Origin of the sequence: Polaromonas sp. CF318, assembly GCF_000282655.1 — a bacterium.
Taxonomy (GTDB): domain Bacteria; phylum Pseudomonadota; class Gammaproteobacteria; order Burkholderiales; family Burkholderiaceae_C; genus Polaromonas.
Genome location: NZ_AKIV01000071.1, coordinates 1 through 13405, shown reverse-complemented (window position 1 = coordinate 13405; position 13405 = coordinate 1). Strand labels below are relative to the sequence as shown.

13 protein-coding genes and 1 other RNA gene are annotated in these 13405 nt (G+C 63.8%); 12 read left to right on the top strand and 2 right to left on the bottom strand.

The genetic code is table 11. The features are described 5' to 3' along the window. Positions 1-4 precede the first annotated feature (4 nt). Positions 5-391: a transfer-messenger RNA gene (ssrA, locus tag PMI15_RS24395) on the top strand. Positions 392-492: 101 nt separating this feature from the next. Further along, on the top strand, positions 493-1224 hold the full coding sequence (locus PMI15_RS13085) for a pseudouridine synthase (RefSeq protein ID WP_036838917.1): 732 nt from the start codon (positions 493-495) through the stop codon (positions 1222-1224). Between the two features lie 27 nt (positions 1225-1251). Here the strand turns inward: PMI15_RS13085 and PMI15_RS13080 are convergent, their stop codons facing one another. Further along, on the bottom strand, positions 1252-1929 hold the full coding sequence (locus PMI15_RS13080; protein WP_007869461.1) for a hypothetical protein: 678 nt from the start codon (positions 1927-1929) through the stop codon (positions 1252-1254). A gap of 166 nt (positions 1930-2095) precedes the next feature. On the opposite strand from PMI15_RS13080, the gene PMI15_RS13075 reads away from it, so the two are divergent. After that, on the top strand, positions 2096-2686 hold the full coding sequence (locus tag PMI15_RS13075; RefSeq protein WP_007869448.1) for a hypothetical protein: 591 nt from the start codon (positions 2096-2098) through the stop codon (positions 2684-2686). Between the two features lie 3 nt (positions 2687-2689). On the opposite strand, the gene PMI15_RS13070 is transcribed toward PMI15_RS13075, so the two are convergent. Then, positions 2690-3478, bottom strand: coding sequence for an alpha/beta fold hydrolase (locus PMI15_RS13070; RefSeq protein WP_007869445.1), 789 nt, complete (start codon positions 3476-3478; stop codon positions 2690-2692). Between the two features lie 130 nt (positions 3479-3608). On the opposite strand from PMI15_RS13070, the gene PMI15_RS13065 reads away from it, so the two are divergent. The 9 genes from PMI15_RS13065 (at position 3609) to ntrC (ending at position 13309) form a co-directional block, all read left to right on the top strand. Beyond that, complete coding sequence (locus PMI15_RS13065) at positions 3609-4622, top strand: selenium-binding protein SBP56-related protein (protein ID WP_007869443.1); 1014 nt, start codon at positions 3609-3611, stop codon at positions 4620-4622. Next, entirely contained in the window at positions 4588-5448 is an 861-nt protein-coding gene (locus tag PMI15_RS13060; RefSeq protein ID WP_036838914.1) for a polysaccharide deacetylase family protein, read from the top strand. The genes PMI15_RS13065 and PMI15_RS13060 overlap by 35 nt, the downstream gene beginning before the upstream one ends. A 5-nt stretch (positions 5449-5453) precedes the next feature. Next, positions 5454-6416 (top strand): sterol desaturase family protein, encoded by a 963-nt coding sequence (locus PMI15_RS13055; protein WP_007869438.1) that lies wholly within the window; start codon positions 5454-5456, stop codon positions 6414-6416. 43 nt (positions 6417-6459) lie between these two features. Beyond that, entirely contained in the window at positions 6460-7389 is a 930-nt protein-coding gene (locus PMI15_RS13050) for an EI24 domain-containing protein (protein WP_036838910.1), read from the top strand. Positions 7390-7400: 11 nt separating this feature from the next. Continuing rightward, the gene (locus PMI15_RS13045; protein WP_007869432.1) at positions 7401-8225 is read left to right on the top strand and encodes a molybdopterin-binding protein; all 825 of its coding nucleotides are present in this window, start codon (positions 7401-7403) and stop codon (positions 8223-8225) included. Positions 8226-8453: 228 nt separating this feature from the next. Then, complete coding sequence (glnA, locus tag PMI15_RS13040) at positions 8454-9869, top strand: type I glutamate--ammonia ligase (RefSeq protein WP_007869429.1); 1416 nt, start codon at positions 8454-8456, stop codon at positions 9867-9869. Between the two features lie 168 nt (positions 9870-10037). After that, positions 10038-10568 (top strand): hypothetical protein, encoded by a 531-nt coding sequence (locus tag PMI15_RS13035; RefSeq protein WP_007869426.1) that lies wholly within the window; start codon positions 10038-10040, stop codon positions 10566-10568. A 27-nt stretch (positions 10569-10595) separates the two neighbouring features. Further along, on the top strand, positions 10596-11702 hold the full coding sequence (glnL, locus tag PMI15_RS13030; RefSeq protein WP_007869424.1) for a nitrogen regulation protein NR(II): 1107 nt from the start codon (positions 10596-10598) through the stop codon (positions 11700-11702). A gap of 95 nt (positions 11703-11797) precedes the next feature. Beyond that, positions 11798-13309 carry a nitrogen regulation protein NR(I) gene (gene ntrC, locus PMI15_RS13025; RefSeq protein ID WP_007869422.1) on the top strand — a complete coding sequence of 504 codons (1512 nt, stop codon included), beginning with the start codon at positions 11798-11800 and terminating at the stop codon, positions 13307-13309. Positions 13310-13405: the final 96 nt, after the last annotated feature.

The window sequence follows — 13405 nt, the reverse complement described above, 5'->3', positions numbered from 1 at the left end:
TCCTGGGGCTGCATTGGTTTCGACGTGGGTTCGGACGCGGTGTGGTGCATGTCGAGCTGAGTGTGCTCGTAAAACAGATTCAAACAAACTAACTGCAAACGACGAACGTTTCGCACTCGCTGCTTAATTGCCAGTGAGCTTTACAACAGCAGGCCGATGGGCTGGGCAAGGGGTGTTTAGCGCAAGTTAAATGCTCCCGGCTGTAAAGATAATTTCATCGGCTGGCTCCGGGCTGGGTACCTTAACCCGGGGCGAGAAAATAGGGTGCTGGCGTCCTGTGTAGCGTGCGACTGCGCGACACAGGTGGCGAGACCCAAATCAGACCGCTAAACATGTAGATCTGCCCGAACAAGGCTTGCGGACGGGGGTTCAAATCCCCCCAGCTCCACCACTTCACGAAAGCCCGGCCTTTATCCGCCGGGCTTTTTCATGGGCGCCCGGCGGCTGGCCAGCCGCTTTGCGTCCGCGGCGACAATACCCTCCATGGCGAGCATGCAACTCCAGGAAATTCTCTTCTCCCAGGGCTTCGGCACGCGGCGCGTGTGCGCGGGGCTGGTTCAACAAGGTTATGTGGCGGTGGCAGGCGCACCTTGCGACGACCCTGTCGCCGAATTCGAGGCCGTCGACGGCCTGCGCTTCACGGTTCAAGGCACGACCTGGGAATACCATGAAAAAGCCTACCTGATGTTGCACAAGCCCGCAGGCTATGAGTGTTCGCAAAAGCCCAGCGCGTACCCGAGCATCTATACGCTGCTGCCGGCGCCCATTCGTCAGCGCGGCGGCGGTGCGGCGGCCGGTGTGCAGGCGGTGGGGCGGCTCGACCAGGACACCACGGGCCTTTTGCTGCTGTCGGATGACGGCAAGTTCATCCACCGCATGAGTTCGCCCAAGCACCATGTGCCCAAGGTGTACGAGGTGCGGGCCAAGCACCCGGTGGACGACAAGCAGGTGGCCAAGCTGCTGGCGGGCGTGGTGCTGGATGACGACCCCAAGCCGGTGCGGGCCGCGGCCTGCGAAAAGACCGGCGAGAACCAACTGAGCCTGACCTTGACGGAAGGCAAATACCACCAGGTCAAGCGCATGGTCGCCGCCGTGGGCAACCGGGTGGAAGAGGTGGGCGGCCTGCACCGTTCGCGCATAGGCTCGCTGGACTTGCCGGCCGACCTCAAGGCTGGCGAGTGGCGCTGGCTGACGGTGCAGGACCTGGCGCGCATCGCAGGCTGAGCACTGCCGGCACATTGCCGGCTACGTTTACCGCAGTTCCGCCGGACGGGTGTTGGACTGTATGAGGAAGGAGTCGTGCCAATGGTTGGGCATGCTGCTGGTGTGCTCCTGGTCCAGGATCGTGCGAATCTGGCGCTGTTGCGCCAGCGTGTTTTTCAGGCTGAGGCGGGCGGTTTCGAGCATCGCTTCTTCACGCTTGAGGTGCCGGTTTTTGGTGGCTTCTTCGCCGAGGAATTCGTTGCGGAGTGCGTCCTGGTCCGGCAGCATGGAAGGGTTCAGCACCACATAACAAATGCCGCATTGGGCCAGCAAGTTGCTTTTCAGGTTTCTGGCTTTGCGGGACAGGCCGAAGGACTTGGGGACGTCGACGCAGCCGACCACATGGCCGTCGCTGGCGCAGACCGAAAACGTGCAGGTGGTGTTCTGGAGCATTTCATACCAGTACAGGCTGTTTTCATTGGCGTTGGGCCGGGTGAAGCGGGTCACCGGCATCTTGACCAGCACATGGTGGTCGTCAAAGGTGTTGATCATCCAGTGCCAGACCCGCAGCTCTTCGCTGTTCATCAGAACCCGCGCATGCAGGGGCCAGTGTTGGGGAATGCGGCGTTTCCCCCGGTTTACCCATCGTGACCACAGGCTGTACCATTCGGCGATGTGCTCCATGTGGGGCTGCTCCGCCGGCGACCATTCCGAGTTTCTGTACATGACGAACTCCTGGTTGTTACGGGTACTTACAATATGCGACTATTTGCCTACTTTGTCTTGAGATTTATCACGGCGTTTCGCTTTATTAGTGACTAAGTGTGATTTTTTAGACGGAAACTCCGTCGCCGGCAGTGCGTAGAACTTGCAAAAAAGGGGAGAGAAATCCATGGATAAACGCAAATTTATGGGTGTGGCGGCCTTGGGCGCTGCCGCCCTGCCTGGAATGGCGCAGGCCCAGCTGGCGCCCAAGGCGCAAAAAGGCCCAACGGTGCTGACCGTCAGCGGGCTGATAGGCGCGGGCAACCGCGGTGCCCTCGATCCGGCGCTGGACCAGATGATGGCCAAGCAGAAGATCAAGTTCGACAAGGCGCAGGCCTTTGACTTTGCCACGCTGGCCGCGCTGCCGGCCGTCACCATCAAGCCGACGCTGGAATACGACAACAAGCCGCACACGCTCAAAGGCCCGCTGCTGGCCGATGTGCTCAAGGCCAGCGGCGTGAAACTCAATGACAAGACCACGGTGTTTGTACGCGCGGTGGACGGCTACGCGGCCCAGGTGACGGCCGCCGAACTCGGCAAATACCGCTTTATCGTCGCCACCCACATGGACGGCCAGCCTTTGTCATTGGGCGGGCTGGGGCCGCTGTGGGCCGTGTATGACGCGGACCGTTTCCCCGAGATGGCGGCCAAGCCGGTATCCGCGCGCTTTGCCTGGTGCCCCTGGGCGACCTATCACATCGAGGTCAAAGAGGCCTGAGTTTCAGCCCACGGCCTTCAGGAAGCCGGCAATCGCCTCCACGGTCCGGCCGGGCTGGTCGCGCTGGGGTGAATGCCCGCAGGCCGCCAGCCGCAACTGCAGCGCATGGGGCGCCGACCGTGCGATTTCGTCGAGCTGGCGCATCGTGCCGTACTCGTCGTCCAGGCCCTGGATGAGCAACAGCGGCGCCGTGATGCGGCCGCATTCCTCGCGGATGTCGAAGCGGCGAAAGGCGTCGGACAGCCAGACGTCGTTCCATTGCCAGAAGGCCACCTCGACGTCGGCGTGGTAGCGCGCCAGGCGATCGCGCAATCCCCCTGACTCAAAGGCCGCACGCGCCTCGGTGATGGCCTGCACGGCAATGTCTTCCACCAGCACATGCGGCGCCATGGCGATGCAGGCCGACACAGGATGGCGGCTGGCGTGGAGCAGGGCGATGGTGGCACCGTCGGAGTGGCCCAGCAGCACAGGCCGGCTGATGTCCAGGGCACGCAGCAGGGCGGGCAGCACCTCCCAGGCTTCCCCGTGCATGTAGTCGGGCAGCAAGCGGCCGCTGCCGCGCACGTCGGGAACGGGCGTGGAATGGCCATAGCCGCGCCGCGAATACACGACACCGGCCCGGCCCGTCGCCGCACAGACGGCCTGCGGCCAGTCCAGCCCGCGCTGCGTCCACAAGGCGACCGAGCCCAGGCCTTCGTGCAGGAAAACAATCGGGGCCAAGCCGGGCTGCCCGGCGATGCGCCTGAGTTCCAGGCGCACGCCGTTGATCTCCAGCATCTCGGTCACATTCATCGCCGCATCGTAAGGGATGGCGGCGATTCAGGCATTCCGGGTATTTGGGCCCATTGGGGCGGGCCGTTTGGGACGGGAACCCCGCCGGCGCCCGGTACACTAACCGGTTGCACCTAGAAAGACCGTTTTTGTGAATGTTCCCGCCCGTTTTGCAGCCGCCTGGCTGTGCGCCCTTGCCGCCCTGACGAGTTTCCCTGCCGCCGCCCAGACGGCAGCGCCGCCGGCGGCTTCCGGGATCACCACACCCGTCTTTGTGCTCAACTCGCTGGACGACACCGTCAGCGTGATCAACCCGGCCACCTGGACCGAGACCCGGCGCATCGCCACCGGCAAGCAGCCGCACCATCTTTACCTCACGCCCGACGAAAAATCGGTGATCGTGGCCAATGCCCTGTCGGACTCGCTGACCTTTATTGACCCGAAGACCGCCGAAGTGCAGCGCACGGTGCGCGGTATCCTGGACCCCTACCAGCTGCGGTTTTCGCCCGACATGAAATGGTTCGTCACGGCCGCCAACCGTCTGAACCACATCGATATTTACAAATGGGACGGCAAGGACATCACGCTGGCCAAACGCGTGCCCACCGGCAAGACGCCCAGCCATTTGTGGATAGACAGCAAAAGCACCACGATCTACTCCACCATGCAGGACAGCGACGAGCTGATCGCCATCGACCTGGCGACGCAAGCCGTCAAGTGGCGCACCAAGACCGGTTCCATCCCGGCCGACGTCTTCGGCACGGCCGACGACAAATTCATGCTGGTCGGTTTGACCGGCGGGGATGCCGTTGAGGTCTATGACGTGAGCGGCGCGCAGCCGGTGCGCACCAAGACCATCAAGACCGGGGCCGGCGCCCATGCCTTTCGCGCCTTCGGCGACAAGCGCCATATCCTGGTCAGCAACCGCGTGGCCAACACCATCAGCCGCATAGACCTGCAAACCCTGGAAGTGGTCGACAGCTACCCCGCGCCGGGCGGCCCCGACTGCATCGACGTGAGCCGTGACGGCAAGCAGATCCTGGTGACCTCGCGCTGGGCGCGCAAGCTCACCGTGATCGATGTGGCGACCCGCAAGGTGGTGCGCCAGGTCAATGTTGGAAAGAGCCCGCATGGCGTCTGGACGCTCGACCATTCGCCGAGGTAGGCCGGCCCTGGCGGCTGCGCTGGCTGCCGCTGCCTTGGCGGCGGCCGGCATGCACCCCGCCCAGGCGGCCGCGCCCTGCAAACCCATCTACCTGACGCTGGACACCGGCCACATGGCCGTCGCGCCGTTGATGGCCGAGGTGCTGAACAAACACCAGGTCAAGGTCACGTTTTTCGCCGCCAACGAGCGCACGCAAACCGGCGACGGCAGCCTGGGCGCGCAGTGGGCTCCCTGGTGGAAAGCGCGGGCCGCCGAAGGCCATGAGTTCGCCTCCCACACCTGGGACCACGTGTACTGGCGCGGCGACCTGCCGGTGGCGGGTGCTGAGCCTCCCGGATTCAGGATGCGGCCCTCCGCGGGCCCCTCGGAAGGCAAGGACCTGAACTGGACGGCCGCGCAGTACTGCGAAGAAATCGGCAAGTCGGCCAAACGCCTGGAAGCCATCACCGGCAAAAAAACGCTGCCGCTGTTCAGGGCGCCGGGCGGCAAGACCTCGCCCGCGCTGCTGGCCGCCGCCAAGTCCTGCGGCTACGCGCATGTGGGCTGGTCGCCTGCGGGCTTCCTGGGCGACGAGCTGGCCAGCGAGAAATATCCCAACGACTTTTTGCTCAAGAAAGCGCTGCGCGACGTGCGCTCGGGCGACATCCTGTTGGCGCACCTGGGCATCTGGTCGCGCAAGGATCCCTGGGCGCCCAAGGTGCTGGAGCCCCTGATCACCGGCCTGCAGTCGCGCGGTTTCTGCTTCAAGACCCTGCGCGAGCATCCCCAGTACAAGGACTGGATTGAGGCGCAGTCCGGCCCGGCTCCGGCCAAGCCTGCAAAATAAACGGAATGGACGGGTTCAGCGATCTTTTTTCGGCGGCGCAGCAGTGGTTGTTCGAAGCCGCCGTGCAGCCGGCCATGTTCGCGCTGGGCATGGGCAACCTGCTGGAAGACGGCTACGACGCCACCGCCTGGTTCATGGTGGGCGTGATCCAGGTTCTGATCCTGCTGGCGCTCATCGGCCCGCTGCAGCGCTGGCGACCGGTGGAGCCGGTCACCGACCGCGCCACCATACGCACCGACGTGCTGTACACGCTGATCCACCGGCTGGGACTGTTCCGCATCGCGCTGTTCTTCACGCTGGACCCGTGGTTCGACGAAGCCTTCGGCGCGCTGCGCACAGCCGGCTACGGCACCTTCCATCTCGACCAGCTCTGGCCGGGTGTGACCGACCACGCGGTGGTCAGCCTGCTGATTTACCTGGTGGTGTTCGACTTCGTGGCTTACTGGACGCACCGCGGCCAGCACCAGATCGAGTGGTGGTGGCGCCTGCATTCGCTGCACCATGCACAGCGGCAGATGACCATGTGGAGCGACAACCGCAACCACCTGCTCGACGACATCCTCGTCGACTCCATCGTGGTAGTGGTGGCCCAGCTCATAGGCGTGCCGCCCGGCCAGTTCGTCGCCATCGTGGCCTTCACCCAGCTCAGCGAAAGCTTCCAGCATGCCAATGTGCGCATCTGGTTCGGCCGCATCGGCGAGCGCCTGTGGGTGAGCCCGCGCTTTCACCGGCTGCACCACAGCATAGGCATAGGGCATGAGACCGTGAAGGCCCAGCGCACCGTCCTGGGCGGGCATAACTTCGGCGTGCTGCTGCCGTGGTGGGATGTGCTGTTCGGTACCGCCAATTTTGAGCAGCGTTACGACCCCACGGGTGTTCGCGACCAGGTGGAAACCAACCGTGATTACGGAAAAGGTTTCTGGTCGCAGCAGTGGATTGGCCTCAAGCGTCTCTTCGGCAAAGCCTGAGCCTGTAATCAGTCCGCCGCCGAGTCGGGGTATCCTCGGTTTTATGAGCAAACTTCTGGACGCTTTTTGGCGGGCTGCGATGTACTGCCTGCATCCGCGGGTCATTGCCCTGTCGGTGCTGCCCCTGGTCATCATGGTGGCGATCTCGCTCGGGCTGGGGTATTTTTTCTGGAGCGATGCGGTCGAGGCCATCCGTTCCCAGATCAGCAGCTACGAGCTCGTCAACAGCATGGTGCGCTGGCTCGAAGCACTGGGCCTGGGCGGCTTGCGCATGGTGCTGGCGCCCGCGCTGCTGTTGTGCCTTGCCATTCCCGTGATCGTGATTGTCTCGCTGCTGTTTGTGGCCATACTCATGACGCCGGCTATGGTGGCGCTGGTGGCCGAGCGCCGCTTTCCGCAGCTGGAACGCAAGCTGGGCGGCTCCATGCTGGCCAGCCTGTTCTGGTCGTTGGGCTCGACGCTGCTCGCGGTCGTGGCGCTGCTCGTGTCGATTCCGCTGTGGCTGATCCCGCCCCTGATCCTGGTGCTGCCGCCGCTGATCTGGGGCTGGCTGACCTACCGCGTGATGTCGTATGACGCCATGGTCGACCATGCGAGCAGCGAGGAGCGGCGGCAGATTTTCAAGGAACATCGCATGCCGCTGCTGGCCATAGGCGTGCTCAGCGGCTACCTGGGGGCCGCGCCCAGCCTGATCTGGGCCTCAGGCGCCATGTTCGTGGCCATGGCGCCGCTGCTGGTGCCGGTGGCCATCTGGATCTATACCCTGGTGTTCGCCTTTTCCTCGCTCTGGTTTGCCCACTACACCCTGGCCGCGCTGGAGCAGCTTCGCAAGAAAAACAATGCCCTGGCCCCTGACCCGCTGGCGCAGGCCGAAGTCGCGTCGACGGCGGCCGAATTGGCCCCCGAAGCCCTGCCCGGGCCGGCGCCCAGTTTCGGCACGCTGGGCGGCAAGCCTGATATACCCCTGCCTTGAACTCCCAAAACATGACTCCTCACTTCGGCCTCATCATCGTCGGCGACGAAATTCTCTCGGGCAAACGCGCCGACAAACACCTGCCCAAAACCATAGAACTGCTGGGCGCGCGAGGCCTGCAACTGGCCTATGCCGACTATGTCGGTGACGACCCGGCGCGCATTACCGCCACGCTGGCGCGTGCTTTCGCGGCGGCCCGCGAAAACGGCGACGTGGTGTTTTCCTGCGGCGGCATTGGCGCCACGCCCGATGACCATACCCGGCAGTGCGCGGCGAAGGCCTTGGGGGTGGAACTGGCCCTGCATCCCACGGCCAAAACCCTGATCCTCGAACGCATGGCCGACGTGGCCAAAGAGCAGGGCACGCCCTATGAACCCGACCGCGACGACAACATCCACCGCCTGAACATGGGGGTGTTTCCGGTCGGCGCGGAAATCATTCCGAACCCCTACAACAAGATCCCCGGCTTTACCTGCCGAGCGGGGCAGGGCGCGGTCCACTTCGTCCCCGGGTTTCCGGTCATGGCCTGGCCTATGATCGAATGGGCGCTCGATACGCTGTATGCCCAGTTGCACCAAAAGTCGCCTTACACCGAAAAATCGGTGATCATTTTTGGGTCCATGGAAGCCATGCTCACGCCGCTGATGCTCGCCATTGAGGCGGCGCATGCCGGTGTCAAGGTCTTCAGCCTGCCCAGCGTGGATCACCCCGAATACGGCCGCCATATCGAGTTGGGCGTCAAAGGCGCGCCCGAAGCCGTCAACCTGGCCTACCCGGCCATGCTGGCCGGGCTGCACAAATTCGACCTCAAATTCGGCCCTGAATTGGTGCGTTGATTTTTCGCACTGAATCGGTGCATTTATGGCGGCGCACTTAAGTGGTGCCGTCGTTACCAGGCGGTGTTTTTTCTCTTTTCGGCCTCCGTGGGGCTGGAACCGGGGCCAGATGGCGGCACAATCCGAGGCTTGGCAGGAAAGCGAACAGCCAATGGCTTTGGCACAAAAAGTGCATTCAACAGGCCTGAAGACAATTTTTCAACCACCCATCCAGCACAGGAGATTTTGATGGCAAAGACCGTCGCAGACGTCATGAAAATGGTCAAGGAAAACGAAGTCAAGTTCGTTGACTTCCGTTTCACCGACACCCGGGGCAAAGAGCAGCACGTGACCGTGCCCGTGTCCCACTTTGACGAAGACAAATTCACGTCGGGCCACGCCTTCGACGGATCGTCCATCGCCGGTTGGAAGGGCATCGAGGCTTCGGACATGCAGCTCATGCCCGACCCCAACACCGCCAACATCGACCCCTTCTTCGAAGAGACCACGCTGTTCCTGCAGTGCGTCGTGGTCGAGCCCAGCGACGGCAAGGCCTATGACCGCGACCCGCGCTCCATCGCGCAGCGCGCCGAAGCCTACCTCAAGGCCTCCGGCCTGGGCGACACCGCCTACTTCGGTCCCGAACCCGAATTCTTCATCTTCGACGGCGTGCGCTGGAGCAACGAGCCCGGCAACGTCATGTTCGCCATCGACGAATACGAAGCCCCCTGGAACAGCGGCAAGCAGCTCGAAGGCGGCAACCGCGGCCACCGTCCCACCGTCAAGGGCGGCTACTTCCCCGTGCCCCCGGTCGACAGCACGCAGGACATGCGCGCCGAGATGGCCCTGATCCTTGAATCGCTGGGCATCCCGGTCGAAGTGTTCCACCACGAAGTGGCGGGCGCCGGCCAGAACGAAATCGGCACCAAGTTCAGCACGCTGGTCCAGCGCGCCGACTGGACGCAGGTCCTGAAGTACGTGGTCTGGAACGTGGCCAACGCCTACGGCAAGACCGCCACCTTCATGCCCAAGCCCTACGCCGGCGACAACGGCTCGGGCATGCACGTGCACCAGTCGATCTGGAAGGACGGCAAGAACCTGTTCGCCGGCGACGGCTACGCAGGCCTGTCCGACTTCGCGCTGCACTACATCGGCGGCATCATCAAGCACGCCCGTGCCCTGAACGCCATCACCAACCCCGGCACCAACAGCTACAAGCGCCTGGTGCCCGGCTTCGAAGCCCCGGTGAAGCTGGCCTACAGCTCGCGCAACCGCTCGGCCTCGATCCGCATTCCGTTCGTGGCGAATCCGAAGGGCCGCCGCATCGAGGCGCGCTTCCCCGATCCATCGGCCAACCCCTACCTGGCCTTCTCGGCCCTGATGATGGCCGGCCTGGACGGCGTGGAAAACAAGATCCATCCGGGCGAAGCCGCCACCAAGGACCTGTACCACCTGCCGCCGGAAGAGGACGCAAAGGTCCCGACCGTCTGCCACAGCCTGGACCAGGCGCTGGACTACCTGGACAAGGACCGCGGCTTCCTGACCAAGGGCGGCGTGTTCACCGACTCCATGCTCGATGCCTACATCGAGCTCAAGATGGGCGAAGTCACGCGCTTCCGCATGGCACCGCACCCGGTCGAGTACGACATGTACTACTCGCTGTAAACGGAGCAGCTACCCACTGTTTTTATTCACAGTTTGTGGCCAAAAAAGGACGGCATATGCCGTCCTTTTTTATTGCCCCCGGCACTTGTGGGTATGCTGGCTTTGTATTTTCCCCCCTTTGCCGCATACTGATAGACCGTCCTTGCCCTACCGGCATCGGAGTTCGCCATGAAAAATACCTTTTTGCTTTCTGCCTTGTCCCTGCTGCTGGCCGGCGCGGGGAACCTCGCGTGGGCGCAGCAGGTTTACCGCTGCGCCGGCGTCGGGGGCTCCACACCTGAATACATCAACAACGCCAAAGAGGCGCAGACGCGCAGCTGCAAGCTGGTCTCGGGCGGCAATGTCACGGTCGTGGCCAGCACCCCGGTGCCCAGCACTTCGTCCAAGCCCGCCGTCCGCGTGGCAACCGTGAGCGGCCCGCGCGCCGACGGCAGCCCCGAGCAGCGTGCCCGCGACAGCGATTCGCGCGCCATCCTGGAAGCCGAGCTGAGAAAGGCTGAAGCCAAACTGGCCGAGCAGCAAAAAGAGTACAACAACGGCGAGCCCGAGAAGCAGGGCATCGAGGGCCGCAACCACCAGCGCTACCTGGACCGCGTGGCCGAACTCAAGGACAGCATCGCCCGCAACCAGAGTGACATCGCCGGCCTCAAGCGGGAGATATCCCGGCTTCCTTCGGGCGCCGCTCCCGCCCTTAATTAAGCGCGCAACGCCGGCTTCTGGGTGAAAATGGATGGCTTGAACAAGCCATCCATCCGCACCTCATCCTCCTCAGTCCCGGTTTCGGGGCTTCCCCGTTTCCAGGCCTTCGATCTGCTGGCCACGCTGGTGGCGGTCGTGCGCACCGACGGCACCGTGGTGTTTGCCAATGCCGCGCTCGAAGACGCGCTGGGCACCTCCCGGCGAACCATCGAGGGCTCGCAGCTTCCCGACTGTTTCACCGAGCCGCTGATCCTGCAAAACGCGCTGGAAGGCGCCGGCAGCAATGAATTCGCCGCCCTGCGTTATGACGCCTGGCTACGGCGCCTGAACCATGAACCGCTGCCGGTCCATGTGGTGGTGGCGCAAACCGACACCCCGGGCGAGGCCATCGTGGAGCTGCTGCCGCTGGAGCAGCAGGCCAAGCAGGAACGGGAGGAGCGCCTGATAGACCAGGCGCAGGCCAACAAGGAACTGATACGCAACCTCGCCCATGAGATCAAGAACCCGCTGGGCGGGATCCGCGGCGCGGCCCAGCTGCTGCAGATGGAAATCGGCAAGGACTTGACCGAATACACCCAGGTCATCATCCACGAGGCGGACCGGCTGCAGACCCTGGTGGACCGCCTGCTGGCGCCGCACCGCCGCCCGCACCTGGTGGGTGACGTGAATATCCACGAGGTGTGTGAGCGCGTGCGCTCGCTGATCCTGGCGGAGTTTCCCAAAGGCCTGAAGGTCACGCGGGATTACGACATCTCGATCCCCGACTTCCGTGGCGACCGCGAGCAGCTGATCCAGGCGGTGCTGAACATCGCCCACAACGCCGCGCAGGCGCTCGCCGAACTCATCGCGGCGGGCAAGGCGCAGATCACTTTCAGGACCAGAATCGCCAGGCAGGTAACTTTTGGCAAGCAGCGCTATCGCTTGGCACTGGAATTGCATGTTATCGACAATGGACCGGGCGTGCCGGACTCCATCAAAGACCGCATCTTCTATCCCCTGGTCTCGGGGCGCGAGGGTGGTTCGGGGTTGGGGCTGACATTGGCGCAAACCTTTGTGCAGCAACACCACGGTTTGATCGAGTGCGACAGTGTGCCGGGCCGTACAGATTTCAAGCTGCTCATACCGCTTCCTTGAAATCTGTCCGCCGCATGATTGATACATAACGCGATCGGCGCGCAGGGCCTGACGAAGGGCCACGCGCTGAAAGCACGACAAAAGGGACTGCATACATGAAACCGATCTGGATCGTTGATGATGACCAGTCCATCCGGTTTGTTCTGGAAAAGGCCCTGCTTCGCGAGGACCTTCCCACGCGCAGTTTCACCAGCCCCCGCGAAGTGCTTGCCGCGCTGGAGAACGCCACCGAAGAAGACGGCCCGCAAATCCTGGTGAGCGACATCCGCATGCCGGGGGGCTCGGGCCTGGACTTGCTGGAAAAGGTCAAGGAGAAACTGCCCGGCCTGCCGGTCATCATCATGACGGCGTTCTCCGACCTGGACAGCGCGGTCTCGGCTTTCCAGGGCGGGGCTTTTGAATACCTGCCCAAGCCGTTTGACCTGCCCAAGGCGGTCGAGTTGATCCGCCGCGCGGTGGAAGAAAGCCAGCGTGAAGAGGTGGCCGAGGAGCGCATGGCTTCCGCGCCCGAAATGCTGGGCCAGGCGCCGGCCATGCAGGACGTGTTCCGCGCCATTGGGCGCCTGAGCCAGAGCATGGTGACGGTGATGATCACCGGCGAGTCGGGCTCCGGCAAGGAGCTGGTGGCGCGCGCGCTGCACAAACATTCGCCGCGCGCCAGCGGGCCTTTTGTCGCGATCAACACCGCGGCGATCCCGAAGGATCTGCTCGAAAGCGAACTTTTCGGCCATGAGCGCGGCGCCTTCACCGGCGCGCAGACCATGCGGCGCGGCCGCTTCGAGCAGGCCGAGGGCGGCACGCTCTTCCTCGACGAAATCGGCGACATGCCTTTTGACCTGCAGACGCGCCTGCTGCGCGTGCTCAGCGACGGCCATTTTTACCGTGTCGGCGGGCACAACGCCGTCAAGGCCAATGTGCGCGTGATCGCCGCCACCCACCAGGACCTGGAGCAGCGCGTCAAGGAAGGCGGTTTCCGCGAGGACCTGTTCCACCGCCTCAATGTGATCCGTTTGCGCCTGCCCGCGCTGCGCGAGCGACGCGAAGACGTCTTCATGTTGACGCGCCACTTCCTGCAGCAAAGCGCCAAACAGCTCGGCGTTGAGCCCAAACGGATTTCCGACACCGCCCTGCAGCTGCTGAGCAACTTCAGCTTTCCCGGCAACGTGCGCCAGCTCGAGAATATCTGCCACTGGCTGACCGTCATGGCACCGGCGCAGATGATAGAGCCCAAGGACCTGCCGCCGGAAGTGCTGGGCATGATTCCCGAGCCGGGAAAATCTCCCGCCGCGGTTGAAAAACCGGACCCTGTCCGCACCGAATGGGCGGCAAGCAGCGACAAGGCCTTGCCGGGGCCCGCACCCGAGGCGGCCTTGCCGGCCGTGGCCGGCGTGGGGCAGAACTGGGAAAGCGGCCTCGAAGCCGAAGCCCTGGCCCTGCTGGCCACCGGGCGCAGCGACGTGTGGGACGTGCTCACGCGGCGTTTTGAGTCCAAGTTGATCCAGACTGCGCTGGCCAATACGCGCGGGCGCCGCATCGAGGCCGCCCAGAAACTGGGCATAGGCCGCAATACCATCACGCGGAAGATTCAGGAACTGCACCTGGAGTAGGTGGAGCCCCCATGGTGGATGTGGCCCCCACGGTCGCTCACTTCGTGTAGCTCCCTGCCCCCCCGAGGGGGCCGCCCGCCTGCGGCCCGGCGAAGC